The following is a 24,681-nucleotide window of genomic DNA, read 5'->3' on the forward strand; positions in this document are numbered from 1 at the left end:
TTCATTTTATCATACTAACAATCAATAAAATAATAACTAACTAGAAAAATTTAAGTGAGGGCATCATCATGAAAAAACTATTTGCAGATCGCGTCTTAAACAATGATTCTTCTGAACTTGACGATATTTTCAAAAATAGTGCTAATCCGGCTAATATTTCCTTTGCAGGCGGCTTTCCAGATGCTGCCCTATTTCCTGAAAATGACTTAAAACAAGCTTACCAAACGGCGATTGATACCGCTGGACCATCAATTTTTCAATATCAATCGACACAAGGCTTGCCAGCACTACGGCAAAAGTTGGCGCAACGGATGGCTAGTCACGCGGGCGTCATGACAACTGCGGCCAATGTGCTCTTAACTCAAGGCGGCCAACAAGCCATCGACTTGGTTGCGAAGCTCCTCTTAAATCGCGGCGACTCGATGGTCGTTGAAGGGCCAACCTACATGGGGGCGCTAACCGCATTCGACACTTACGAACCAACTTATTATGAAGTGCCAGTTGATAGCCACGGCATGGACATTCGGCAACTGCGCCAAACGCTACAAGCCCATCCTGAAATTAAATTAATTTATACGGTTCCAGATTTTCATAACCCAACCGGTACGACCCTTTCTGCCAAGCGTCGCCAGGCCATGGTTGCCTTGGCAAACCAATACGATGTCATGATTTTAGAAGACAGCCCTTACCGTGACTTGCGTTATAGTGGTAAATCGCTTCCGGCAATCAAACACTACGACACTGAAGGCCGCGTGATCTTTATTTCGAGTTTTTCAAAGATTCTCTCTCCGGCTTTGCGGACCGGCTGGATCGTTGCCGCTGATGACGTCATGCACGAACTCATTGGGCTAAAATCAGCAATTGACGTCCAATCACCAAATGTAACCTTGGCCGCAATTAACGCCTACTTGGACAGTCATGAGATTGATGACCACATCGCCGCAATCAACCAAGCATACCGACTTAAACGCGACGCGATGTTAGCCGCACTCGACCGCTACATGCCAGCCAACGTGCACTATACCCGACCGGCTGGTGGCTTCTTCATTTGGGTCACGCTACCAGCTGATATTGACGCCAAGCAGCTTTTAAATGACGTCGTCTTGCCACAAGCACACGTCGCTTATGTTCCAGCAGCTTGTCAGTTTGCGAGCCGCCAAGTCAAAAACGCGTTCCGCTTGAACTTCACCAGTTTGACAGCAACAACTATCGAACTCGGTATCAAACGCCTCGGCGAAATTTTACAAACGAGCACTGCCGTTGTTCCTGCAACAACCATGATGCCTGCTATCCAATTCTAACTTAATCAAAACGACAACTGCTGGTTTTCATTAGTTGTCGTTTTTTTAGTCTAAAAGTACAGGACGTGGTTGAAAACACAAAAAAAGCTTGTAACTGTCGCCATCAGTCAAACCGGACAGTTCTAGCAATATTAGGTAGCCAATTACTATTACCGACCACGATGCCAATTATCTCCACTAAGCTTAATAGCTGAAGGTTGGGACTGATAACATCGGTCGTGATGGTGGCGTTAATCGGCTGATTTTGCTGATTTTGCCGATTTTACACCACGGACGGTCCGGGACACTTGCGATTTTGGCAAGGGTTCCGGGCGAGGTCCAAGACGTCCCTGGCTTGGACCGGTCCCACGACCGCATGTTATCGGCCCCAACTGGAAGTGACCGCCGTTAATCAGTCTGTATGAGATCGTTAATTGAAGCCTCGATAAAATTAACTAAAAATGATAAAAATAACAATATAATTAGTTAATTATGATAAAACGATTTGACAGCCATCAATTGGCGCGCTAAACTAACCTTAAATAAGTGAAACGTCCGGATGAGATGAGTAGTCCGCGTTTTCAGCTAAGAGAGTTGCCAGGACGGGTGCAAGGCAATCTGAAAACAAAGATGAAGATGGTCTCTAAATGGTTGCGGTGAGCACAATGTAAGCCGTAAACGCCCTGTACCCGTTACCGTACTTGAGTTAATTAAACTCATGGAGCTGAATCATGTGAATGGTTCAGAAACAAAGGTGGTACCGCGATTGCATTCGTCCTTTTTACTAAGGATGGTTGCAATTTTTTTATGGTCAAAATTTAAAACATGGGAGTGGCTAGGATATGAAAAAATGGGTTAAACAATTAGGTGTCGCAGTTTTAGGGGTTGCATTAGCAGTAACTTTAACGGCTTGTGGGAAGGCTTCGAACAGTAGTCGCACGTCATCGAGTGCCGCCAGTTCAAACTTAGGTTTGCAACAGTCGGGCACCTTAACGATTGGCTTGGAAGGTACCTTCAAGCCTTACAGTTATCGTTCCAATGGCAAGCTAACTGGCTTTGAAGTTGATCTAGGTAAGGCGATTGCCAAGAAACTAGGTTTGAAAGCAAAATTTGTCCCAACGAAATTTGATTCTTTGATTGCGGGACTGGATGTGAATAAATATGACGTTGTGATTAATGATATCGCCGAAACACCAGCTCGCGAAAATAAGTACCTTTTCTCAACGCCTTATATTTATTCGAAATCACAACTCGCGGTTAAGAAATCATCAACAATCAAGAAAATCACTGAGATTAAAGGAACTAAGATTGCGCAAACCACAACTAGCAATAATGCTGCGGATGCCAAACGTTTAGGCGCGACCGTCACCCCAACGGATGGGTTTCAACAGTCAATTGATCTGGTTTCACAAGGCCGGGTAGCTGGGACGATTAATTCGCGTGAAGCCTTTTACGCCTACTTCAAGCAAAATAAGAACAGTGATATTCGGCTAATTAATGCGGGTTCTTCGATTGCCACCTCTAAGATTGGCGCCATCTTCACGAAGAAACACGCTAAATTGCAGACCAAAGTTTCCAAGGCTATCCAAGACCTGCGGCAAGATGGGACTTTAACAAAGCTCTCTAAAACTTACTTTGGTGGCGACGTCACTAAAAAATAAGGCTTCAGCGCGTTTAGTGCTACCATGAATCGGCTTCCTTCGCTATAATAAAAACACGGTACTTATTTTTTGTCAGTTGTTTCACTTTCAACTATGATGAAATAGTGTCAAAAAAATTAGGGAGTGTTTTGCAATTATGAAACGATTCATGAAAAAGCTTGGCTTAGCTGCCTTCGGGATTGCCTTAGCAGCCACTTTAACGGCTTGTGGCAATAGTAGTTCGAGCAAATCCAGCGCGGCTGGTTCAGATTTAGGCTTACAACAATCTGGCACGTTGACCGTTGGTTTGGAAGGAACTTTCAAGCCATACAGTTATCGGAAAGATGGCAAGTTAACTGGCTTCGAAGTCGACCTGGCACGTGATGTGGCGAAAAAGATGGGCGTGAAAGTTAAATTCGTCCCAACGAAGTTCAACTCGCTAGTCGCTGGCTTAGATACGAATAAATTCGACGTGGTCATTAACAACATGGCGGAAAATAAAGAACGCAAACAGAAGTACCTCTTCTCAACACCGTATATTTATTCTAAGTCAAAGCTTGCAGTTAAGAAGAACAACAAGTCAATCAAGACAATTACCGACATTAAAGGTAAAAAAGTCGCTGAAACAACCACTAGTAATAACGCGACTGACGCTAAACGCCTGGGCGCGACGATTACCCCAGTGGATGGTTTTCAACAATCAATCGACTTAGTATCTCAAGGCCGAGTTGACGGGACGATTAATTCTGGTGAATCCTTCTACTCATACTTGAAACAAGAGCCCAATGCTAATATTCGTTTAATCGATGCTGGCGATTCAATTGCCTCGCAAAAGATTGGCGCTATCTTTACTAAGAAACACACGAAATTACAAAAACAAGTTAATAAAGCCATTCAAGAGTTACGCAAAGACGGCACTTTAACGAAACTTTCTAAGAAATACTTTGGTGCTGATGTGACTAATAAGTAATCAGCACCACGCCGCCAGTTTACTGGCGGCCCTACATAGCAGCACAACTTTAGTTTTTCAGGAGGATTTTCATGGCATCCATTTGGCATATTATCGTGACGTCGACGCCCCAAATCGTGGCCGCCGGACTTAAATATACAATTCCAATTGCAATCATTTCATTTATTATTGGCCTAATCTTGGCCGTTTTAACGGCGCTAACTAAGCTATCTCCTCGGCGAGGCTGGTTTTCAATCGTCAAGGCCATCGCCTATTTCTACGTCTGGTTATTCCGCAGTACCCCCTTACTCGTCCAGTTATTCATCGTCTACTTTGGGTTGCCTTATCTTAAAGTAAAAGGACTCTGGCCAAATGGGATTCAACTTGATCCTTGGACTGCTGGGATTGCCACGTTCTCCCTCAATACTGGCGCTTACTGTGCCGAAACGATTCGCGCGTCAATTTTGTCGATTCCGCAAGGTCAGTGGGAAGCTGCTTATTCAATCGGGATGACAAAGCCACAAGTTTTACGGCACATTATTTTGCCACAAGCCGCCCGGGTTTCCTTGCCACCACTGTCGAATAGCTTTATCAGTTTAGTTAAAGACACGTCATTGGCCGCATCTATCACTATTATCGAAATGTTTGAAGTGAGTCAACAAATCGCAGCCGAAAACTATCAACCACTCATCATGTATGCACTAGTTGCCGCGCTTTACGCGGTGCTCTGCTCGATTCTAAGCTGGTTACAAGGCTATCTGGAAAAACGGACCTCACGTTACATCAGCCCAATTAATTAGGAGGCGCCACCTTGATTAAATTTGAACACGTCAATAAAACCTTCGGCGAACATCCGGCTTTGATTGACATCAATACCGAATTTAAAGAACATCAAACGACTGTCATTGTTGGGCCTTCTGGCTCCGGCAAGTCAACACTACTACGATCACTCAACTTACTGGAACGACCAGAATCTGGCCACTATCAGTTTAATGATTTAACTGTCGATTTTGCCAAACCATTATCCAACAAGACCATCTTAACGTTACGTCGCAAAACTGGGATGGTCTTTCAAGGCTACAACCTTTTCCCACACTTAACCGTCGTTAAAAATGTGATGGAAGGTCCCATCCAAGTTCTCAAACAATCGGCAACGGACGCCAAAAAGGCCGCGCTCGAGTTGCTCGACAAGGTTGGCTTAGCGGACAAAGCTGATGCTTATCCTAGCCAACTATCCGGTGGACAACAACAACGGGTCGCGATTGCGCGTTCCCTCGCGATGAATCCGGAATATATTTTGCTTGATGAACCGACTAGCGCCTTGGACCCCGAGCTGGAAGCCGGCGTCTTACGCGTCTTGCTAGAACTAGCACAAGAAAAAGACTCCATGATCATCGTGACCCATAATTTGGAATTTGCCCGCGCAGTTGCTGATAAGATTCTCTTCGTTGAAAACGGCAAGATTTTATTTGACGGCACACCCGCCGAATTCTTCAAACAGCCGACCCAACGAATTTCCGACTTTTTAGCGGCGATGACCTTCACCACTATTTCAGATAAAGCTAATCAATAAAAAAATGCCAATTCAGCGAAAACTGAGTTGGCATTTTTTATTAAGCGAACATGAGCCCTATGAAGTGGCCCGCACGTTAATATCCCCATCCGTGGTCGTCAGTTGATATTGCTGACTCGCTTTCGGTTGGGTCTGATAATTGTTAGTTTCGTCACTGTGCCAATCAAAAACGGTCAAGTCGCCGTCCGTCGTGCTAGCATTGACGCCGACATTTCGATCAGCTGTCACATGAATATCGCCATCCGTTGTTTTAACCGCCAGCTGTTGCGCCAACTGATTATTCGCAAGTGACACATCACTATCCACGGTATTGATCTGGCCACTTTTTAACTGAGTCTGTCGCATGGTCACATCATCGTTACTTTCAATTGAAGATGCCGCTTGATCAAACTTACTTTGATCAATGTGCACATCACCATCGCTCTTCAATCCTAAGCTGGGGGCCGTAACCTTAGTCAGGGACGTATTCTCCGCCGTTAGATCTGTTAAGGGGTCATCTACCGTCAGTTGGTTCAAATTCAAATCACCATGAATTTGTAAGGCCAGAGATTTTACCGCTAAATTGCTAATCCGGACATCGCCTTCTTGCTGGGAATCCGCTTTAATTTCACTTAATTTAGTCCCTCTGGCCACTGTAATCACCGTCGTATCGTGAATCGCTCTAGTCAGTTGAAAATTAAACGTTTGATAACTACCAGAACTAGACCTGACGGTCAAATGACCATCATTTACCTCGACGGTGAGCTTTTGCAACCCACTAACGACCTTCACACTATTTCGGTCACCGGATTGAATAACGACATCCGAACCTGTTTGTAGGGTGATTGACTCGATTTTACTTGGATGAGACGTCTCAACGTAGCGATGTTGCACGTGAAAGCCGTTCTTCCAATAAACCGTTTGAATCCCGTTGTTCGCAATGCCTAAGATGGCTAAAATAATGCCTAAAATTAATAATAAGAAACCAATTTTAACGGTTTTCTTCATGGTGACGGCCTCCTCTCTCTGCACGATTCCGTTTGACAAACCGATGATATAACCGTTGGACTACCGTAGAAACCCCTTGGATCATCACGCCGATAAACCAAACAACCAATGGTAAGATTAACAGTTCGACACCAATAATCGCTAATCCACTACCGATGTAGAAAATTGATACCCAAATTTCTTGGGTAAAAACGCCAACCCCAGCCGTAATCGCACTGAACGCTAACATCGTCACAGCGGCAATAGTCGCCACGAGTGCCACCCCAATTGCAAAGACGACCGCGGCCATGGCAAACAGAACGGCTAAAATCACAATCAATGCTGGAATCGTAATTGGTGTCGAAAGTAACGCCAAGACGACCCACCAGATCGCCCGGACACCCGCCCGTGATTTTTGACGTTTACCTTGATCCGCCGTCAGATTTTCGTTAAAGCGGATCGAATAATCGGCTAAAATTTTACGTGCAAGCTGCTTAGGTGTCCCCAGTTCGGCCACACAGTCATCATAATCTTGGATTCCCGCATCCAATAAGTATTCCCGGTAAAACTCGATCACTTCGTCACGTTCGCCATCCGCTAACTGAATCAGATAGGCAGCGAATTTATCTAAGTAGTTCTTCATGACGTTGCCTCCCCCTTTAATAATTGATTAATTGCTTGATAATAACTTTGCCAGTCTGCTTGAATCACCGTTAATTGCTGTTGCCCCGCCGCAGTTAGTTGATAGTAACGCCGATTGCGGCCTTGAAAGGCTTGATCATACGTGGTGACCCACCCATTCTTCTTTAAACGGCGCAAGACTGGATATAGGGTCGATTCGGAGACTGCCACGGTCGTTTGTAACCGTTGCGTGAGTGCGTAACCATAATAATCTTCATCACTCAGCAGCGCTAACACGCAGCCATCCAGCAGTTCCGAGCTGATTTGAATTGCCATCATTATTCCCCCTGTTATATTATACGTCGTATAGTATTGCTTGATTAATAGTATATAAGTCATCGTCATTCAGGTCAATCAAAATATTAATATTTTCCATTAAAAATCAGACTTCGGTAACAAGAGTTTTCAAACAGGCCCGGCCAGTCGGGTAGCATTCCTGAACTCTGAAGATCAGATTGCTCCTGAGTTGCTTGATAGAAAGATCGTCATCAGCGCGATTATTTACTGATTTTAGACTAAGCGCCCGCATTCGTGGGGCACTTAGTCTGGCACTAAATTCAGCTAAGTTGCGATAACTTAGGATGAGTTTGGAAACTTATGACAAGAACAGATACTAAACGGCCACTGTCACTTTCAATATAGCTTGTTAACTTTTTGAAAACTATGGGGGACTTTATAAAGCTCGGATAAAGACCCGGATAAAGACACTCTTACTATAAAGAAATATTTTCGGAGTATAATTAAAACAGTAAAATAGTGTTTTTTATCCTGAATTTCTTCTATGAAACTATTAAAAAATGAAAAGAGCAATAGAAATGAACAAACCTAAACTGATTATAATTACAGGAATGCCTGGAGCTGGTAAATCTACATTGTCAAAAAAACTTGGCGCACAAGTCTGTATGCCAGTAATCAGTAGAGATGAAATTAAAGAAGGATATGTTCATACATTAGGGGTACCAAGTAAAGAACTACTTAATGACTCAAATGAAGAAGCAACAGAAATATATTTCGCGGTTTTGAAACAATTAATTCAAGATGGTGTTTCTCTAATTGCAGAAGCAGCTTTTCAACATGAACTTTGGTTAAAAAATTTAGGTTGGTTTATTGAGAGAGCGGACGTTTCTATTGTTATTTGCACTGTTGAAGAAAAAGTTGCACATGAACGATTTTTGAAAAGAGGGTTATCTGATCATAGACGGGAATATTTTCATAGTGATTACGGTGTAGAACAATACCGAAAAGGTGAGAAAGTAGAATTTTCACATTATAACGAACCTAAAATTGATGTAGAAACAATACATGTAGATACAACAGAAAAATATTCTCCTTCATTGAAGGAACTGTCAGCCATGCTTTCTTTGATTCCTCATCACTAGCATATAATACGAACACTTTCTGCTGAAAAAAACGATTACTAGCCTCAGTACGTCCACACCAACCGACTGACTTCCTGGGTTGGCTGATTCAAAAATAAGCCACTCAAAAAAGCGCCAGTACAATTGTATTGGCGTTATTTTGAGTGGCTCACTATCGAGCGACAGGTGACGGGTCATTGAATTTGCTGTATCGGTCAAATTTGAGTGATGTCACAGCCTCATTTGAAATTAATCGCACACCTATTGAATTACTTATCTTCAATCCTAAAAGTTACTAATCTTCCTAGAGCTGACCGTTGTACAAGTCTAGTAGCACTACTGCCACTGATAAAATCAATAGTGCGACCGTTGCCGCGGCATGCCACCATTTGTGTTTCATAAAAATTGCAATATACTCACGAATGATTGCATCCGGTAAAAAGAAACGGGCAGTACGCGCCCCAATCCCATCGGCGGTTAACCCGGCTTGCTTCGCAAACATCCCGGCCCGAAAAGTATGATAATTATTTGTCACAAAAATCGTGCGCGGTGCCTTAACCTGACCTTGATCAATCAAAGCCTTGCTAAATCGCATATTTTCTAAGGTAGTCGTCGATTTTGTTTCTGCCCAACCATCTTTTGCTGGCAGCCCTTGAGAAATCGCATAGTTTAGCATCGCCTGTCCCTCAGGAACGGTTTCATCGCCACCTTGCCCACCGGAAAAGATCATCACGGCCGGATGACCAGTTCGCCGTTGTTGCTTTTGATAAAATTTCAACCCGCGCATGATTCGCTGTGCTAACAACGGTGACACTTCATCCCCATTTAGTAAGCCAGCTCCCAAGACGATAATGTAGTCTTGCCGCAACCGTGGCCGATTAAACTGATAAATAACCAGCATTGTCAAATAATTATAAAACCAAAAAACAACGTATAAAATGACTAAATTTGGAAAAATCGTCATGAACGTATTGACCGGTTGTGGCACCCGATTTCCAACGGCACTGGCGACAAACGGTAATACTAGAATGGCGATGCCTAAAATTAACGTCAACATGTTTGCCAACGTATGACTTTCATGCCGCCACATGATCCAAGCATTCCATAACAGGAGAAACGCTTGCAAAAAGAACAGCACCGCTAAAAAGAGAATAAAGCCAATGAAAATGGTGCCACAAACAATGATTAATGGATGATTATTCGTTCCAAAAATTGTCACCGCCAACATGGCCAAAAATGAATAGAAAAATAGCGAAAACCAGAGTCCATTACTCAAACGAACCTTGTCGCGCCGATACCGCCAACTAAAAATCACCCCAAAAACAAACGGAATTAACCAAAACCAATAAGCCCCCGTTGGTATCGGAAGCCAAACATCTGACTGAGTCAAGCCACGCACACCCCCTATAAAAATCTCACTACCTATCACATCATAAAAACAGTCGTGACACAATCATTATTTTAATTGTTTTTGTTCATTATAAAAGTTTCGATAAGCTAAATAGCAGGCGATGATTGAGCCTAAACTAGTTGCCGATAACAGCATGAAGGTCACCATAATTTGGTATTTGATGGCGCGAACTGGATCAACACCAGCAAAAATCAATCCTGACATCATTCCGGGTAAGCTCACTAGGCCAACCGTTTTAGCCGAATCAATGGTTGGCGACATCCCCGTCCGAATCGCCTCGCGGACAATCGCAATGGAAGCATCCATTAAGCCAGCACCTAATGCCAGTCGTTCCAGAACCCCTTGTCGCTGATCATGGAACTGACTATTGAGACTCCGATAAGCTAACCCAATGGCGACCATTGAGTTAGACGCAATCATTCCAGAAATTGGAATCATCTGTGACGGAATAAATTTAATGGCACCCGCCAAGACTAAGACCCCGAGTGTCACCCCAGTGCTGACAAAAATCGCTAAAAACGAGATCGGTAAGGCATGGGCGATCCCAGCACCCCGTTTTTGCGCGTTCCAAGCCGCGTTGAAAATAATAAATAAAATCATCGCGGTTGTTAGCCAAAAATTATTCACCCGGAAGATATATTTCAATAAATACCCGACGATAAATAATTGAATGACGGCACGGACAACCCCAATAATAATGTCTTTATCCAGGCCTAATTTTTGCCACAGACTAATCGCTAACGCCACCAGTACAAGCATTGCGGCTAAGAACAACGATGTATTATTAACGACTAAATTCATGCGCCCACCTCCAAACGGCCATCGACCACACGTAACAACTGATCAGCCGCTTCAATTTCCGTCGTATCATGGGTGATCATGATGGTTGTCACCTGTCGATCTTGATTCAAGTGTCGTAACCACTCATGAATGATGTCCTTGTTGGCCGTATCTAACCCTGCCGTCACTTCATCTAATAACAATATTTTGGGTAAAAACAAAATGTTGCGAATTAAAGCGACTCGCTGGCGTTCACCGCCAGATAAGTCTTCAATTTTTTGCGTTAATTGTTTAGCCGATAAGCCAACATAGTCTAACGCCGCCGTGACGTGCGCAGTGTCCATCGTTTGTTTGCGAATTTGATAAGGAAACGCTAAGTTATCGGCAACTGTGGCCCCAAACAAGGTCGGCTGTTGGAAACAATAAGAAACTTCTCGCCGATACATGATCGGGTCATAACTTTCAATTGGTTGCCCATCAAAAATCAAGTCGCCCCTAGTTTTGGAAATCATCGCCGCCATCAGTCGTAAAAGCGTACTTTTGCCACTCCCAGACGGTCCGGTCATCGTATAGTGCGCCCCGGCTGGCACCGTCAAGTTGATGTCCTTTAAAATCAAGTTATCTTCGACCTGATAAGTGACATTTTTTAACGTCATTAAAGCAGTCATCGAACACCCCTCCATTCAACTTCTAGTTGCCCTAAGTTTAGCATAAACCGCTTACATGATTGTCGTGTAACCATCGTGTCAGTCGCGACTGGCTCCGGGCTAAAATGACCGCCATCAGTCTCACAAATAGCGTCCCATAATCTGCGTGTTCGCCGGTCCTTTCTCCCTTTACCATCAGCCGACATGCTATAATGACTTGAACGCAGTTAACAGAAAACGAGGTTAGTTAAAGCTAATATGACAGAATCGAATCATTATTCAAATCGCCGACCAGCGCGGCCCTCACAAGCGCGCCGTCAACCGGCTGAAAAAGTTCAAGCCGATATCACACTGGGACAACGCTTCCCATTGACCATCAAGCGACTCGGTATCAATGGTGAAGGAATCGGCTACTACAAACACGTCATCACCTTCGTCAAGGGCGCTTTGCCCGGTGAAGTCATTGTCGCAGAAGTGACCACGGTTCATCCACGTTACTTAGAAGCTAAAATCCGTAAAATTCGGAAATTTAGTCCAGATCGGGTTGATCCCCGTGATGAGTATGCTGGTGAAGTCGGTGGCTTTGAACTCGAACATTTAGACTATCCGGCGCAACTCAAATTTAAGCAAGATTTGATTCGGCAGGCATTAGAGAAATACCAACCAGCCGGCTTCCGTCAGTATGACATCCGACCAACCATTGGTATGGCCGATCCTTATGAATACCGCAACAAGGCCCAGTTCCAAGTGCGGCTGATTGACGGTCATGTGGCGGCTGGCCTGTATAAGGAAAATAGTCACGACTTAGTCGATTTACCAACTTGTTCCGTCCAAATGCCCGTCACAATGACCGTCATGCGGGCAGTTGTAAAATGGCTCGAAGAACTAGCCGTTCCGATTTATGACGAAGAACACAATTCTGGCATCGTCAAAACGGTGATTGTCCGGGCCGCAGCGGCTACTGGTGAAGTCCAATTGGTCTTTGTTACCAATACACCTAAGTTTCCGAAAAAGCATCAACTACTCATGAAGATTGCCGACAATTTACCAATGGTCGTCTCCGTAATGCAAAACGTTAACATTGGTAAAACATCACTGATCTGGGGTGACCAGACCACTTTGTTAGCCGGCAAACCGACCATTACGGAAGAACTTGATGGTCTCGCCTTTGACTTATCGGCCCGGGCTTTCTTCCAATTAAATCCGGAACAAACGCACAAACTCTATCAGCTTGCACGAACCGCATTAAATATAGCGCCACACGAAACTTTAGTTGATGCGTATTCGGGAGTCGGAACTATCGGACTTTCTTTAGCGGACGTTGCTCAAGAAGTTCGCGGGATGGATACGATTCCAGCCGCAGTGATGGACGCCAATGAAAACGCCAAGCGTAATCAGATTACGAATGCTAAGTATGAAGTTGGCGAGGCTGAAACACTGTTGCCACAATGGTTGGCAGCTGGTTTCGCTCCCGATGCCATCGTCGTTGATCCGCCACGAACAGGGTTAGACGATGTCTTGATCGACGCTATTTTACAGTCAGCGCCTGAAAAATTAGTTTATATTTCATGTAATCCATCAACGTTAGCTCAGGATTTACGCCAATTAACGCATGGCTATCAAGTCGATTACATTCAATCAATTGATATGTTTCCACAAACCGCCCGCTGCGAAGCGGTCGTCCGTTTCACCAAGCGGCATTAATCAGTAAGGGAGTTTTTGTTTATGGCAGATACTGATAGTCAAATTGCCTTAACGATGACCTTTAGTTTGCGGCCACCGTTCAAGACCCATTTCTTATTGTTGAAAGATTACGTTGCCGATGTTCGCATTCCAGAACGCGATGGCATGTTAACGACATTGATTGCAAAAAACATTCCGTTATCACCGACACTTGAGCAGTTAAAAACCATTTTTGATGATGTTAAAAATCCAGTTTATTGGCAACTGCATGATCAAGCGGTGCAAGAATTTTTCGATAATCACCCTGATCAGCGGCCTATTCTGCCACTAGATCTGTTGCAAGTCGTCATCAACACGCTCGCCGCCCAAGGTTTGACTGATAAACAGTTGGTCGCAATTATGAAGGATGTTTTTAATCGACTCCAAACCAATCAATTTAGTGATCAGACTGCACAAAAAATCTTAACCGAATTTACCAAATAATTGTTATGAAAAAAGAAGCTATGACATCAGTAAAGTCATGGCTTCTTTTTGTCTGTCCGACCGATTACAACTAAAAATTGAAAGATGAAATTCGCTATCTCAACTCAAATTCAGCATTATTTGCAATTTTCACGACGAAACTTTTTAAGATTTCCGCGACAAACTAGACCGTCGTTTAAGATTACTTATCAACTGTTTGAGACCAGTTGTTATCCGTTTAAGAATTGAGGTAACTCGTTTAAAACATCATTCAGCACATGGCAATTTTGGTCGAGTTTTTTCATAAAGCTAAGCCTTGTTTATCTGTTTTTAAAGCGTTACAACGGTAGTTGAGCATTAGATTTTTGTTTAACCATAAGAGAGGTCATAAAAATTGAAAGTCGCCCTGCTACTATCCTTGTTCCAACTTAATTCAGATCATGTACAGCACTATTGGAGGTTCAAAAATGCGAAGGCTTAAAAAAAGCATCCTCCTAATCGGTCTCGTCCTAATCGCTGGAATTGTCACAATATCTACTATCACCACCAATCACAAAACACAGCCGACTAAAAGACCAGTGAAATCAACCGTCATGCGTACACCGATCAATTGGCGCAAATCCTCAGAAAAGGTCGCCTATCCAGATGTCGCTAAATATCCCAACTTGTGGATTCACGTTTCACTCAAAAAGCAACGCTTATATTTGATGACTCATCAGCATAAACTGTATACAATGTATGTTTCAACCGGCGTCCCAACAGCTGACCGTAAAACACCACGCGGCATTTACCACGTTCAAGCCGAGCGCGGCAAATATTTTTATAGTGCTGTTGTTAATGAAGGCGCCTATTACTGGGCCTCATGGCTCAATCATGGTGAATATCTCTTTCATTCAACTCCGGTCAATACCCAAAAACAGTTTATTAAAACCGACGCTGCTGATTTAGGAAAAAAGCCATCATCACACGGTTGTATTCATTTAAGTGTGGCGGATTCCAAATGGATTTACGAGCACATTCGCTATGGGACTAAGGTCGTCATTGATTAAACACACTAAAAAGACGTCTTCACAAACAGGCTTAAAACTGTTTGGAGACGTCTTTTCAATTTGCTAATAAAGTTTTCACACTAATCCTTCTTTATTTTTCTGAAATGCTAGCCCTTAACAAGCAAAAAACGACAACCAAGACCAGTAGCAGCTTACTGCTCGCTGAGATTGATTGTCGTTTTCGGTTAATCATATCCCCAATGATTAACTACGCTCTAGCTTTCAAAATAAACTTCGGTTGATCATCCACCAGCTTCACAAATAGTTCTTGCGCCGGATCTGGATCGAACTTTCCCAAATCAACCAATAGCTGACCATCTTCCGCCACTTCATAGCCTTGATACCGACCAAATAAAAGACGATACATTGTTTGTGCCGGCCGCATGCGCTCATCCACTTGTGCCGCTGCCGCCTTCAACGTATAACCGGTCTGCAACAAATTGCTCATGGCAGCCGCCTTGATCACCATCTTCATGGTATAAATCCGCGCACGCCCCGGTTCGTCTTCATTTTTAGGGATAATATATCCCTTTTTTTGCCAATAACGCAGCTGGCGTGGCGAGACACCAGTCATTCTGCTTAACTCACTAATACCGATCGTCAATTGTCCCCGATGAAACAAGTCACGAAAATCCGGGCTCGGTTGTTCAGCCATGCTAGCGTCCCCCTTTCCAAATGCTTTTGTCAATTTAAATTATAGCATGGAATGGGGACTTACCCGTGACCTGACGATGAATTTTACGCGGGTTTAGGCTTTTTCTGGCAAATTAGTTTGTAAAAAAGCCGTTAGTGATTGCGCCGGATGACCCATGATCGTGTCGTAATCGTTGCTGACTTCGCTCAATAGTCCCATTGCGCCACCAGCATACATCGACCCTAACATATGACCTTCATTACCTTGGTTATACAGCTTTTCAAACTGCGCTAATGTGACTGGTTGATAGCCAATTGGTTGCTTTGAAACTTGACTTAACACTTGTGCTAAAGCTGGCATTGTATAAGCTTGCGATTGCGTCAACGTATAAATTTTGCCATTCACTAATAGCTCTGCGGTGGTCGCAACTTTGGCAAAAGCGGCCGCACTATCAGCTTGACTAATAAAGCTCAATGCTTGATCAGCCATCGGATAGATAACATTTTTGCGCGTAATCAATTCTGGCAGATAAGGAATCAATGGATCAGCGTACAAACTATTACGGATAATCGTATAACGTAAGCGAGAAGCCGCTAATCGACGTGGCACATACCCATAAAATGCGGACAATGCAAACGGGTTATTCACTTGATCCGCAATAAAGCCCATCACTAAAATATGCTTAACCTGACTCGCTTCCGCGGCCTGAATGACATTTTCAAATTCGCTGACCCGCGAATAACTGTCATGACTCTTGCTGGGCACATAAATGAAAACATCACTGTCAGCCAATACTGGCTTCAGGCTGTCCACATCATGATAATCCATCGCAGTTACAGTCATGCCCTGCGCGGCAAACTTAGCGGCTTTAGCAACCGTGTGTACCCCTAAATTGAGTTGACTTGCTGGTACTAGTTGACTTAATGCCTTAACAATTTGTGTCCCTAAATGCCCGGTTGCACCGGTGATTGTAATTTTCATTTTTGATTTCCCACTTTCCTGTAACTTCATTAGTTACATTAAATCAACTTTAAGCCGATTTGTCAACTAGAGACCATCTCAACTAAAGATTGACTGACGAAAATCACTAATAAATGCTGTCGTATCAGTACATTGGTAACGAAAAGAAGTCAACGTTGCCGCTTCCTGGCGTCGCTGATTACATGCGGACGAGGGACCAGGCCAAGCCTGAGAGGCGGTCTTGGCCTTCGTCCGATGCAATCAGCAACGCCTTCCAGCTAGGTTAATGGTTATAAGGATAAAAGGCTTAAAAATAGTTGATTAAATTCTTGAAAATAATTACGTCAGTTAGAAATTCTTTGGACTTTCTCAATACTTTTATTGGCTATCCGCGAGTAATATTTCGTGTGCAAATACTGCTACACTGGAATTAATAGCCACTCTTACTAACACAGCACCGCGTTTTTTCTTGACTCCGCTAAACCTAATAACTGTAGGTTGGGACTAATCACATCGGTCGTGAAGGTGGCGTTGAATCGGCCGGGCTTGCCGATTTTACACCACGGACGGTCCGGGGCACTTGCGCTTTTTTGCAAGGGTTCCGGGCGAGGGGCAAGACGTTCCTGGCTTGACCCGGTCCCACGACCGCATGTGATCAGTCCCAACCGGAAGTGACAGCACTTAATTAATCTGTATGGGCTTTGGAGACACAAAAAGGAACCATGACTTGATGTCACAGCTCCTTTTGTGTCGCGTCTATTTTGAAAGCCGCTTATGCCAAACACTTTTTTCAATGCAGCATAGGTTTCCCTACGCAGCTTGTTCCCCTAAATGTTTCTTTTTTGGTGCAGTCTTAACGTTTTTAACATCTTCATCGGAGAAGCCAAACATGTAAGTCAACGTGAAGGCAACAATAATGTCGGCGATTGATGCAATCCAGAAGCCCCAGAAACTAAAGTCCAAGCCTTTCGGGTTTACGAATGAGGTGAAGCCAATCAATGAACCAGCAAAGCCCCACATATTAACGTGCATCAAACCAGTTAAGAACCCACCGACGGCCCCACCAATGCTGGCAGTGACGAAGGCCCGACCGTACTTCAAGTTAATCCCGTACATTGCGGGTTCAGTAACACCAGAGAAGGCTGAAATTGTTGCAGGCCAAGCTAATTCTTTAATGTTGGCTACTTTAGACTTCATCGCAATGGCTAAGACGGCCCCACCTTGGGCAACCATCGTCGCAGAAACAATCGCGTTCAAATAACTGTGTCCGGTCGTGGCAATATCGTTGGCCACAATCGGAATAACCGCCCAATGTAAGCCGAAGATAACCAAGACTTGATAAAAGCCACCAATAATCAACCCGGAAATTGCGGGACTGAGTTCGTAAATCTTAACAATCCCAGCCGCGAGTGCGCCAGATAAGGCAGTAATAATTGTACCAAGGAATAAGATAATCGCACCAGAAACAATGATAACTTCGAGTAATGGGACAAAGATCATCCGTAGAACCGTTGGGATCACACGTTTGAGCCATGGTTCCAACTTGCTGGCCAACCAAGCACCGGCAATCATTGGGAAGATGGAATAACTGTATGACGCCACGTGGACTGGCAGACCGAAGAATGTCGCATTAATCCCCATACCTAGTAAGTGACTCGTGACTTTCCCAGTTGTCGCAATTGCCACAATCGTTGGATACGTCAATACCCCACCAATGATCCCCATAATAACGGGATCAGAGCCTAATTTCTTTGCAGCAGTAAAGCCGACGAAAATCGGCAGGAAGTAGAAGACGGAATCTCCCATCGCATTAATAATCACATAAGTTGTCGTGGTTGCCGAGACGAGTTTGAAGGAAGTCAGTAGGGCCAAGACCCCTTTTAAGATACCTGAAGCGGCTAACAACCCAATCACTGGAATCATGGAACCGGTGATAACCCCAATTAAGGCGCTAAAGCCATGTTTAACTTTTTGCCAAGGTGTCATCTTTTTCCAAGCGGCCTTGTTAGCTTCTTTTTCACTGGCGATGGCCGATGCATCGTCATCTCCGAAGCCAGGGCCAAGTTGCGCAACCACTGCGTCATACACATCGTTGACGGCTGGACCAATAACGACTTGATATTGGCCGCCAGCCTTGGCGACATCAATGACACCCTTTAAATCTCGAATGACATCATCTTTCGCAATACTTTCATCCTTTAAGTAAAACCGAACCCGGGTAATACAATGAATGACACTCTTAACGTTCCCAGCACCACCAATATTCGTGATGATCTGGCGCGCTAAGTCATCGTACTTGCCGCCATTTCCCTTGGTCACAGCTGCGGCAGCCGGTGCCGTGGTCGTTTCAGCTTGCAAATCAACTTGTGCAGCGACTGCGCCAGCCGTCACATTGCCTAAGTTCGGCGTTAATGCGGCAACCTTATCCGCAGTATTGGTGACTGCCAGAATTACCGTAGTTTGCTTGCCGGCCGCTTTTACCGCGGCTAAATCCATCGTCCCAATCTTGTCACCGGCTTTAACTTCGTCGGCGACTTGCACACTGAGCTTAAACGGTGGGTTGTCTTTCAACTCAACCGTATCAATGCCTAAGTGAATTAACACTTCCAAACCATCCGTAGTCGCAAAGCCAATCGCATGCAAGGTCGATGCGACCATCGTAATTCGCCCGCTAACTGGTGCGACGATTTGACCATTGGTTGGTTCAACCCCGAACCCTTTTCCCATCATACCTTGTGAAAACACCGGATCTTTAACATCGCTTAAGGGTATTACTTGCCCTTTGATTGGTGATAATAATTGCACTTGTTTCATCGCGAAGTCCCCCTTTACTTTAAATCGCGTCGTAAGGCAATTGCTTCATATGGTTGTAAAATCACAGCATTACCAACCACGGTGGCGTCATAATTCGAAATTAGGACCTGCGCACCGACAAATTCTGGTGGTAACTCGACTGTCGTTTTTCGACCAAAGAAATTAGTCAAAACGGCTACCTGCTGGCATGAACTCGTCCGCAGATAACCCAACACTTGGGGATGATCTAATAACAGTGGTTGATAATCCCCATCTGAAATCGCTGAAACTTGTTTTCTTAACTGAATTAACCGTTGATAATAGCTAAATATTTCCCCATGAGCCAGCTCATCCGCCACGTTGATAGTCGCCTGATTCGTTGGTTTCAACCATGGTGTTCCAGTCGTGAATCCGGCCGTTTTCGGGGCCGCTGTCCATTGCATCGGCGTCCTGGCATTATCACGAGACTTGACATGTACGAGATGAAACGCCGCCCGATCACTATGACCTTGGGCGCGTAACTGCCGATAAGCATTGTGACTTTCGATATCCACATAATCATCAATCTCATGATATTGTGGATCAGTCATGCCAATTTCTTCCCCCATATAAATAAAGGGGGTGCCGCGACCTAAATGAATGACCGTCGCCAACATTTCAGCGGATTTTTCCCGATAATGCGTCACATCGCCAAACCGATTCACTGCCCGTGGTTGATCGTGGTTATTCCAAAATAACGCATGCCAACCGCCAGCTGTAGCCATGCCTTGTGCCCAATCGTTCATAATATTTTTCAAGGCCGGAAAGTCAAACTGTCGATCAGTCCATTTGTTGCCGTGATCATAATCGACTTTGAGATGGTGAAAATTGAAGACCATCGAGAGCTCATGATGTTCAGGTTGCGTATAAGCGATACTGTTCGCCAACGTGGCCGAGGACAATTCACCAACCGTAATATCTTCCGGATGCTGACCAAAGCTGGCCGCATTTAGTTCCTTTAAATAGTCATGCACAATTGGTCGATCGGTATAAAGCAACTTACTGCTCATCGTCGGTGGCGCATCCAACAACGTTTCATCCTTACCAATCACATTGATGACATCAAATCGGAAGCCCCGAACCCCTTTGCGTTGCCAATAATTAATGATATTGGCACAAGCTTGACGAACCGCAGGGTGATGCCAATCTAAATCTGCTTGCGATGGATCAAACAAGTGCAAGTAGTACTGACCAGTCTCTCCGAAAGGCGCCCAAGCTGAACCGCCAAACTTCGATTGCCAATTCGTTGGTGAACTTCCATCGGCCTTGGCGGGACGGATATAATAATATTGCTGAAACTCAGGGTCACCTGCCAAGGCTTTTTGAAACCACTCATGCTGTGTCGAGGTGTGATTGAACACCATGTCCAGCATGACATCAATCCCAACATTTTTTAAGGCTTGCACCAACTCATCAAAATCCGCCATTGTCCCAAATAAGGGATCAATTTGATAATAGTCTTCAATATCGTAACCATTATCACGTTGCGGTGAGACAAAGAACGGATTGAACCAAATCATATCCACGTTCAGACGCGATAAATACGGCAGCTTTTCAATGATTCCCCGTAAATCACCAATGCCATCGCCATTGCTGTCATAAAACGATTTAGGATAGATTTGATAGATCACTTTTTGTGAAAAGTGCACCCATACCCCCTCCAAACCTAACTCGGAATTAAGTAACGCAAGCTTTAGAAACCGCTTTCATTTACTCGTAACCATCATATCGACCTCAACGCTGATGGTCAAATATAACCTAACGATTTATTCGCTTATATGATGATTTAACGGACGACTTTATTAGTTAACTTACTTTCTAATGCAAGTGCAACTGCTGGTCAGCAAGAAAAGAACGTTGAAAGTCTGGTGCTGATTTAACTTGTTTCCCGAATTCAACAATCAACGCATGAAATTCGCGCGCCGCCGCAAAGTCAAAACGCCAATTGGCCGCAATCACAGCTTGGGCTTTCACATATGAACTAGGTAAGTTGACGCCTAGCCAAGTGAATAGCCGACGCAAATAGGTGTCCACAATAATTGTGGGCTTATTAAACACATACATACTGAAGTAATCCGCCGTTTCATCACCAATCCCTTTGAGGGCTTTGAGTTCCCGCCGAATCTGGGTGGCAGGTAACGCCCGAATTTTAGCCAGATCAAAGCCATAGTGACCACTCCAAGCGGCTAAGCCTTGTAGCGTCGGCACTTTCCGCGTGTAAAATCCTGCCGGCTTAACTAAGGCCGTTAACTCGCTCGGGGTTAAGGCTAAGACCCGTTCTGGCTCAAATTGCGTCGCTTGTTTTAAATTAGCCAACGCGTAGTCAACGTTGCGCCAATTTGTATTTTGGACTAACACGCCACCCCATAAGATCTCCCAGGGCGTTTCTGCCGGCGCAACACCAGGTTCCAACCAATGTTGCGGGCCCATCGTCGTTAACATTAAGTGATAAAGTTCATCAATCGTCATTAATTTTCCTCCCAAATAAAAAAAGCGCTCGGAATTTTCCTCGCGCTTCGATTTATGCTTTATGATAATTGAACTGACCCTTAAATAACAGTCAATAGTTCTGATTGTCCGAATTAATCGTCAGTGACACTGGTCCGCTTAACGGTTAAGACGATATCTGCTTTTCTGTTAGTTGGTTTGACCTTTTCAGCGAAGTCCAAGCCGGCATCCTTAAATAAGTTTTGAACTTCAGTATTAACTAACGGTAAGTCGCGAGGATCTCCGGCTTGCTGGCGAATATAAACGACATATTCATCTGGCAATTCTTCCAAATCGTACTCAACATCTTCATCATTTAAAATGACATAAATCAACTTACGTTCTCTGTTCATCTGAAATTACCCCTCAACGCTTATTTTTTTAGTTCTTATTCATTGACCGTATTTGCAGTCACTTGTTGCACAAACTTAAGGTAGTCCTGCGTACAATGATCGAGCCACTCAATGGTTGGTTGATCCGTAATATGCCCCGCAGCATCAAATTTGTTTTGAACCGTTCCCATCAAGAATTCATCACCAGGCATGGCTAAGGCCGCTACCCCGGGTGAATCTAAGATTTGGCGCAAATGACCTTGCGCCCGTACCGTTCCTAATGGTCCCATCGTGGCGCCCAAGATCATTGCTGGCTTCCCTTTTAACGGATGTTCAACCCGTGAGAGCCAATCGATCGCATTTTCAAGCACACCGGAAATACTGTGATTGTATTCTGGGGTGACAAAAATAACACCATCTGCGTCGAGGACTAACTGTTTGAAAGCCTTAACATTATCAGGCGCGGTTAGTTCAATATCTTGGTCATAGTACGGTAAGTCACGCAATGACGGAATGACAACTTCCATCTGATCCGCGTAACGGTTTTTCACATATTCGGCTAGTTTTTGATTGTACGAGGCATGTCGAATGCTACCAACAAGTGCAACAATTTTCATGTACTGGACACTCCTTTAAGCTGTATTTAAACTAAGTATACCCCTTTTTAGGAAGACTTGCGGAACCGGTTTCAAGTATTTTCAGAAATATTGTAAAATAATGAACTAACGGCGGGACCTGACCAGTTCCACAACCACCTATTATCAGTTACAACCCGAAGTGAATTCTGTATGGGCTTAGTTATTGGCGTGTTGGAACTTACATGCAACTCTTAGCTTTCACCTAAAAGTTGCATGATGGCTAGTGACTAGTAATCCCAGTGTAGCAGTATTTATACATGAAATATTAATACAGGCAACCAATGAAAGCATTGAGAAAGTTCAAATCATTGCCGGCTGGCTCAATGATTTTCAAGAATCAACTCAACTGTTTTTAGGGCCACTTACTTTATAACCATTAACTTAGCTGGAGGGCGTCGCTGATTGCATCGGACGTGAAAGTCCCGTTTGAGCGGCGATTTTTGCCGGTCTTATGGGACGGACGGTCCGGGATAGTTGCGATTTTTGCAACCATTCCGGGCGAAGGCCAAGACCGCTTTTCAGGCTTGGCCTGGTCCCTCGTCCGCATGCAATCAGCGACGCCCGGAAGCAACAACTTTGACTGCTTTTCGTTACCAATGTACTGGTAAGACAGCATTTAGTAATGGTTTTCGTCTCTCAACCTTCCGTTAGATAAAGGAAGGCAACAATCGCAAGTCACGTTAACTTTTTTCTTAACTTTTTTCAAAACAACGCCTCCTACCCATCTCACACATACCTAGTCTGTTATACTGTTTATTAGAGAATTTGATCGGGGGTTTTAACTGTGTATTATCGTGGTGAAGTGCTAGATTTTGTAAATATGTTGCTAACAGATACCGCCGCACCATTAATGCGTTCACGGCTAGTTTTTTCTAGTAAAATTGACGTGGAACGCCTTAAGGCTGCAGTCCTATCTTCTGCGCAAATCGTCCCCGAAATTTTTGCGCACTATCAAGCGGATCATAATCGCTTCGAAGTGATCAACCAACAAGTTGACGATATCGTCATTGAAGCACAAAGTCCGTATAGCCCAGAAAACTTTGATTTCAATTTCAAAACTGGACCGCAATTACGCCTGTTTGTCATTCATCATGATCAATACGATGTCTTGCAAGCATTCATGAGCCACCTACTAACCGATAGTGTTGGCTTCAAGGAATACCTCTACTTGCTGTCACAAGCTTACAATCTTGACGACTTAACGGGCGTAACCAATGAACGGCGACTGCGTTCGGTGATGCCGGAATTACAACGTCAATTTCAACGGCCAAATCGGCATCCAGAATTACCACTTAATACAGTTAAATTACCACACTACCAAGGCATGAACTTGCGTCACGTTGGTCACATTATGCTAACGAGCAAACAATTTATGCGCGTCCGCAAAGTGGCTAAAGCCCAAGATGTTGGCATCAGTGAAGCAATCTTGGCCGCCTATGCCAAAGCGTTACAAGTTTTGACCGGACACACTACCATCACGTTGCCTTGTCCGATCAACTTCCGCCACTTTGCGGAAGAACAGCCTAAAACGACGCGGATTGCCAATTTAACTGGCGCCGTTTATCTCAACGTTAAAGTTGATGTTGACGCCCCATTTTCGGCGTTAGTCCAACATGTCCATGATTTATTAACTACGGAGCGCACGCAGGCTGCCTTTCTATACCGCTTAACGAATTTGCAAAAAATGAATCACACGATGCCGGTCACCCTAATGCGTAAATTAACCAAGCGCTGGCTGGCGCAACAACCACTGACTTACACGAACTTCGGTGTTATCGACCAAGAGCAGTTACAATTTCATGGTTTGACCGTAGTCAATTGTGTCTTTTCTGGGGCCTTTCGTAACGCCCCAACGATGGAAATTGCCGCCAGCACCTTTGCTGGGACTTGCACCTTAAGCTTCAATAGCATTAGTTCTGAACGTGATTATCAACTCGGAATGAAGATTCTTGAAAATGTTCAAGCACAACTCCTCGTCTGGTCACAAACCGCAGTCGTGAGTGAAACGCTTGACTCAGTTGCGACCAACGAACGCTAATTGCCGGCCCTTTTGTAGCTCTGAATATTTATCCTCAAAACGTGGAACAAGAGTCTGCAACCTCCGCTTAGCTACAGAAACCGAACGATTGAAAACCCCAATCATCCGGTTTCTTAGACTATGCTCGGTAGCAACCTACCTCTTGTTCCACTCTTTTTTGCCTACAGTTCATTAAATTTGTCGAAAATTTCTATTAATAACGTTCCCGAATTGTCAAATCAAGTGCAACACTAAGTAAAATAAACAAAGACATGGAGCTATACTCATTAATGCAATGTGAG

At 44.2% G+C, this 24,681-nt stretch carries 23 protein-coding genes; 10 read left to right on the forward strand and 13 right to left on the reverse strand.

Annotation, left to right across the window (positions count from 1 at the left end; all coding sequences use genetic code 11):
- Window positions 1-68: 68 nt before the first annotated feature.
- The 5 genes from FFM74_RS10085 to FFM74_RS10105 all read left to right on the forward strand — a co-directional run bounded on the left by FFM74_RS10085 (window position 69) and on the right by FFM74_RS10105 (window position 5,442).
- Window positions 69-1,301, forward strand: coding sequence for an aminotransferase-like domain-containing protein (locus tag FFM74_RS10085; protein WP_137626509.1), 1,233 nt, complete (start codon window positions 69-71; stop codon window positions 1,299-1,301).
- 821 nt (window positions 1,302-2,122) lie between these two features.
- A complete protein-coding gene (locus FFM74_RS10090; RefSeq protein ID WP_137626510.1) occupies window positions 2,123-2,941 on the forward strand; it encodes a transporter substrate-binding domain-containing protein in 819 nt (272 codons plus the stop codon).
- Window positions 2,942-3,077: 136 nt separating this feature from the next.
- Window positions 3,078-3,890, forward strand: coding sequence for a transporter substrate-binding domain-containing protein (locus FFM74_RS10095; protein ID WP_137626511.1), 813 nt, complete (start codon window positions 3,078-3,080; stop codon window positions 3,888-3,890).
- A gap of 71 nt (window positions 3,891-3,961) precedes the next feature.
- Window positions 3,962-4,669, forward strand: a complete 708-nt coding sequence (locus FFM74_RS10100) for an amino acid ABC transporter permease (RefSeq protein ID WP_137626512.1) — start codon at window positions 3,962-3,964, stop codon at window positions 4,667-4,669.
- Window positions 4,670-4,680: 11 nt separating this feature from the next.
- On the forward strand, window positions 4,681-5,442 hold the full coding sequence (locus tag FFM74_RS10105) for an amino acid ABC transporter ATP-binding protein (protein ID WP_137626513.1): 762 nt from the start codon (window positions 4,681-4,683) through the stop codon (window positions 5,440-5,442).
- Between the two features lie 57 nt (window positions 5,443-5,499).
- On the opposite strand, the gene FFM74_RS10110 is transcribed toward FFM74_RS10105, so the two are convergent.
- Genes FFM74_RS10110 through FFM74_RS10120 form a run of 3 tightly spaced genes read right to left on the reverse strand, consistent with a single transcriptional unit; the run spans window position 5,500 to window position 7,365 of the window.
- Entirely contained in the window at window positions 5,500-6,429 is a 930-nt protein-coding gene (locus tag FFM74_RS10110; RefSeq protein ID WP_137626514.1) for a DUF4097 family beta strand repeat-containing protein, read from the reverse strand.
- A complete protein-coding gene (locus FFM74_RS10115) occupies window positions 6,413-7,051 on the reverse strand; it encodes a DUF1700 domain-containing protein (RefSeq protein WP_137626515.1) in 639 nt (212 codons plus the stop codon). Before FFM74_RS10115 ends, FFM74_RS10110 begins: the two co-directional genes overlap by 17 nt.
- Complete coding sequence (locus tag FFM74_RS10120) at window positions 7,048-7,365, reverse strand: PadR family transcriptional regulator (protein WP_137626516.1); 318 nt, start codon at window positions 7,363-7,365, stop codon at window positions 7,048-7,050. Before FFM74_RS10120 ends, FFM74_RS10115 begins: the two co-directional genes overlap by 4 nt.
- Window positions 7,366-7,904: 539 nt before the next feature.
- On the opposite strand from FFM74_RS10120, the gene FFM74_RS10125 reads away from it, so the two are divergent.
- A complete protein-coding gene (locus FFM74_RS10125) occupies window positions 7,905-8,468 on the forward strand; it encodes a P-loop nucleotide/nucleoside kinase family protein (protein ID WP_171000715.1) in 564 nt (187 codons plus the stop codon).
- Between the two features lie 283 nt (window positions 8,469-8,751).
- Here FFM74_RS10125 and FFM74_RS10130 read toward each other — a convergent pair whose 3' ends face one another.
- From FFM74_RS10130 to FFM74_RS10140, 3 genes are all read right to left on the reverse strand, one after another.
- The gene (locus FFM74_RS10130) at window positions 8,752-9,837 is read right to left on the reverse strand and encodes a YdcF family protein (protein WP_137626518.1); all 1,086 of its coding nucleotides are present in this window, start codon (window positions 9,835-9,837) and stop codon (window positions 8,752-8,754) included.
- Between the two features lie 66 nt (window positions 9,838-9,903).
- On the reverse strand, window positions 9,904-10,659 hold the full coding sequence (locus tag FFM74_RS10135) for an ABC transporter permease (RefSeq protein ID WP_137626519.1): 756 nt from the start codon (window positions 10,657-10,659) through the stop codon (window positions 9,904-9,906).
- Window positions 10,656-11,306 carry an ABC transporter ATP-binding protein gene (locus FFM74_RS10140; protein ID WP_137626520.1) on the reverse strand — a complete coding sequence of 217 codons (651 nt, stop codon included), beginning with the start codon at window positions 11,304-11,306 and terminating at the stop codon, window positions 10,656-10,658. The genes FFM74_RS10135 and FFM74_RS10140 overlap by 4 nt, the downstream gene beginning before the upstream one ends.
- Before the next feature lie 237 nt (window positions 11,307-11,543).
- Here FFM74_RS10140 and rlmD point away from each other — a divergent pair, with 237 nt between their 5' ends.
- The 3 genes from rlmD (at window position 11,544) to FFM74_RS10155 (ending at window position 14,479) form a co-directional block, all read left to right on the forward strand.
- On the forward strand, window positions 11,544-12,989 hold the full coding sequence (gene rlmD, locus FFM74_RS10145; protein WP_137626521.1) for a 23S rRNA (uracil(1939)-C(5))-methyltransferase RlmD: 1,446 nt from the start codon (window positions 11,544-11,546) through the stop codon (window positions 12,987-12,989).
- A 21-nt stretch (window positions 12,990-13,010) separates the two neighbouring features.
- Window positions 13,011-13,451, forward strand: a complete 441-nt coding sequence (locus FFM74_RS10150) for a hypothetical protein (RefSeq protein WP_137626522.1) — start codon at window positions 13,011-13,013, stop codon at window positions 13,449-13,451.
- A gap of 446 nt (window positions 13,452-13,897) precedes the next feature.
- Window positions 13,898-14,479: a L,D-transpeptidase gene (locus tag FFM74_RS10155; protein ID WP_137626523.1), complete on the forward strand. Its 582-nt coding sequence runs from the start codon at window positions 13,898-13,900 to the stop codon at window positions 14,477-14,479.
- Window positions 14,480-14,687: 208 nt separating this feature from the next.
- On the opposite strand, the gene FFM74_RS10160 is transcribed toward FFM74_RS10155, so the two are convergent.
- The 7 genes from FFM74_RS10160 to FFM74_RS10190 form a co-directional block, all read right to left on the reverse strand.
- Window positions 14,688-15,134 carry a MerR family transcriptional regulator gene (locus FFM74_RS10160; RefSeq protein WP_137626524.1) on the reverse strand — a complete coding sequence of 149 codons (447 nt, stop codon included), beginning with the start codon at window positions 15,132-15,134 and terminating at the stop codon, window positions 14,688-14,690.
- 93 nt (window positions 15,135-15,227) lie between these two features.
- The gene (locus FFM74_RS10165) at window positions 15,228-16,094 is read right to left on the reverse strand and encodes an SDR family oxidoreductase (protein ID WP_137626525.1); all 867 of its coding nucleotides are present in this window, start codon (window positions 16,092-16,094) and stop codon (window positions 15,228-15,230) included.
- Between the two features lie 789 nt (window positions 16,095-16,883).
- Entirely contained in the window at window positions 16,884-18,887 is a 2,004-nt protein-coding gene (locus FFM74_RS10170; RefSeq protein ID WP_137626526.1) for a PTS sugar transporter subunit IIABC, read from the reverse strand.
- 14 nt (window positions 18,888-18,901) lie between these two features.
- Window positions 18,902-20,554: an alpha,alpha-phosphotrehalase gene (treC, locus tag FFM74_RS10175; protein ID WP_137626527.1), complete on the reverse strand. Its 1,653-nt coding sequence runs from the start codon at window positions 20,552-20,554 to the stop codon at window positions 18,902-18,904.
- Between the two features lie 169 nt (window positions 20,555-20,723).
- Window positions 20,724-21,374, reverse strand: a complete 651-nt coding sequence (locus tag FFM74_RS10180) for an endonuclease III domain-containing protein (protein ID WP_137626528.1) — start codon at window positions 21,372-21,374, stop codon at window positions 20,724-20,726.
- Between the two features lie 113 nt (window positions 21,375-21,487).
- Window positions 21,488-21,745 (reverse strand): hypothetical protein, encoded by a 258-nt coding sequence (locus FFM74_RS10185; protein WP_137607613.1) that lies wholly within the window; start codon window positions 21,743-21,745, stop codon window positions 21,488-21,490.
- Between the two features lie 35 nt (window positions 21,746-21,780).
- Window positions 21,781-22,341 carry an NADPH-dependent FMN reductase gene (locus FFM74_RS10190; RefSeq protein WP_137626529.1) on the reverse strand — a complete coding sequence of 187 codons (561 nt, stop codon included), beginning with the start codon at window positions 22,339-22,341 and terminating at the stop codon, window positions 21,781-21,783.
- A gap of 805 nt (window positions 22,342-23,146) precedes the next feature.
- Here FFM74_RS10190 and FFM74_RS10195 point away from each other — a divergent pair.
- Entirely contained in the window at window positions 23,147-24,400 is a 1,254-nt protein-coding gene (locus tag FFM74_RS10195) for a hypothetical protein (RefSeq protein WP_223877217.1), read from the forward strand.
- Window positions 24,401-24,681: the final 281 nt, after the last annotated feature.

It is taken from the genome of Lactiplantibacillus pingfangensis (genome assembly GCF_005404945.1).
Classification (GTDB): domain Bacteria; phylum Bacillota; class Bacilli; order Lactobacillales; family Lactobacillaceae; genus Lactiplantibacillus; species Lactiplantibacillus pingfangensis.

Bases quoted from the DNA above. Each gene is read 5' to 3' on its own strand.
- FFM74_RS10085 (WP_137626509.1), top strand. From the start codon at position 69: ATGAAAAAACTATTTGCAGATCGCGTCTTAAACAATGATTCTTCTGAA.
- FFM74_RS10090 (WP_137626510.1), top strand. From the start codon at position 2,123: ATGAAAAAATGGGTTAAACAATTAGGTGTCGCAGTTTTAGGGGTTGCA.
- FFM74_RS10095 (WP_137626511.1), top strand. From the start codon at position 3,078: ATGAAACGATTCATGAAAAAGCTTGGCTTAGCTGCCTTCGGGATTGCC.
- FFM74_RS10100 (WP_137626512.1), top strand. From the start codon at position 3,962: ATGGCATCCATTTGGCATATTATCGTGACGTCGACGCCCCAAATCGTG.
- FFM74_RS10110 (WP_137626514.1), bottom strand. From the start codon at position 6,429: ATGAAGAAAACCGTTAAAATTGGTTTCTTATTATTAATTTTAGGCATT.
- FFM74_RS10115 (WP_137626515.1), bottom strand. From the start codon at position 7,051: ATGAAGAACTACTTAGATAAATTCGCTGCCTATCTGATTCAGTTAGCG.
- FFM74_RS10120 (WP_137626516.1), bottom strand. From the start codon at position 7,365: ATGGCAATTCAAATCAGCTCGGAACTGCTGGATGGCTGCGTGTTAGCG.
- FFM74_RS10125 (WP_171000715.1), top strand. From the start codon at position 7,905: ATGAACAAACCTAAACTGATTATAATTACAGGAATGCCTGGAGCTGGT.
- FFM74_RS10135 (WP_137626519.1), bottom strand. From the start codon at position 10,659: ATGAATTTAGTCGTTAATAATACATCGTTGTTCTTAGCCGCAATGCTT.
- FFM74_RS10140 (WP_137626520.1), bottom strand. From the start codon at position 11,306: ATGACTGCTTTAATGACGTTAAAAAATGTCACTTATCAGGTCGAAGAT.
- rlmD (WP_137626521.1), top strand. From the start codon at position 11,544: ATGACAGAATCGAATCATTATTCAAATCGCCGACCAGCGCGGCCCTCA.
- FFM74_RS10150 (WP_137626522.1), top strand. From the start codon at position 13,011: ATGGCAGATACTGATAGTCAAATTGCCTTAACGATGACCTTTAGTTTG.
- FFM74_RS10155 (WP_137626523.1), top strand. From the start codon at position 13,898: ATGCGAAGGCTTAAAAAAAGCATCCTCCTAATCGGTCTCGTCCTAATC.
- FFM74_RS10160 (WP_137626524.1), bottom strand. From the start codon at position 15,134: ATGGCTGAACAACCGAGCCCGGATTTTCGTGACTTGTTTCATCGGGGA.
- FFM74_RS10165 (WP_137626525.1), bottom strand. From the start codon at position 16,094: ATGAAAATTACAATCACCGGTGCAACCGGGCATTTAGGGACACAAATT.
- FFM74_RS10170 (WP_137626526.1), bottom strand. From the start codon at position 18,887: ATGAAACAAGTGCAATTATTATCACCAATCAAAGGGCAAGTAATACCC.
- FFM74_RS10180 (WP_137626528.1), bottom strand. From the start codon at position 21,374: ATGACGATTGATGAACTTTATCACTTAATGTTAACGACGATGGGCCCG.
- FFM74_RS10185 (WP_137607613.1), bottom strand. From the start codon at position 21,745: ATGAACAGAGAACGTAAGTTGATTTATGTCATTTTAAATGATGAAGAT.
- FFM74_RS10190 (WP_137626529.1), bottom strand. From the start codon at position 22,341: ATGAAAATTGTTGCACTTGTTGGTAGCATTCGACATGCCTCGTACAAT.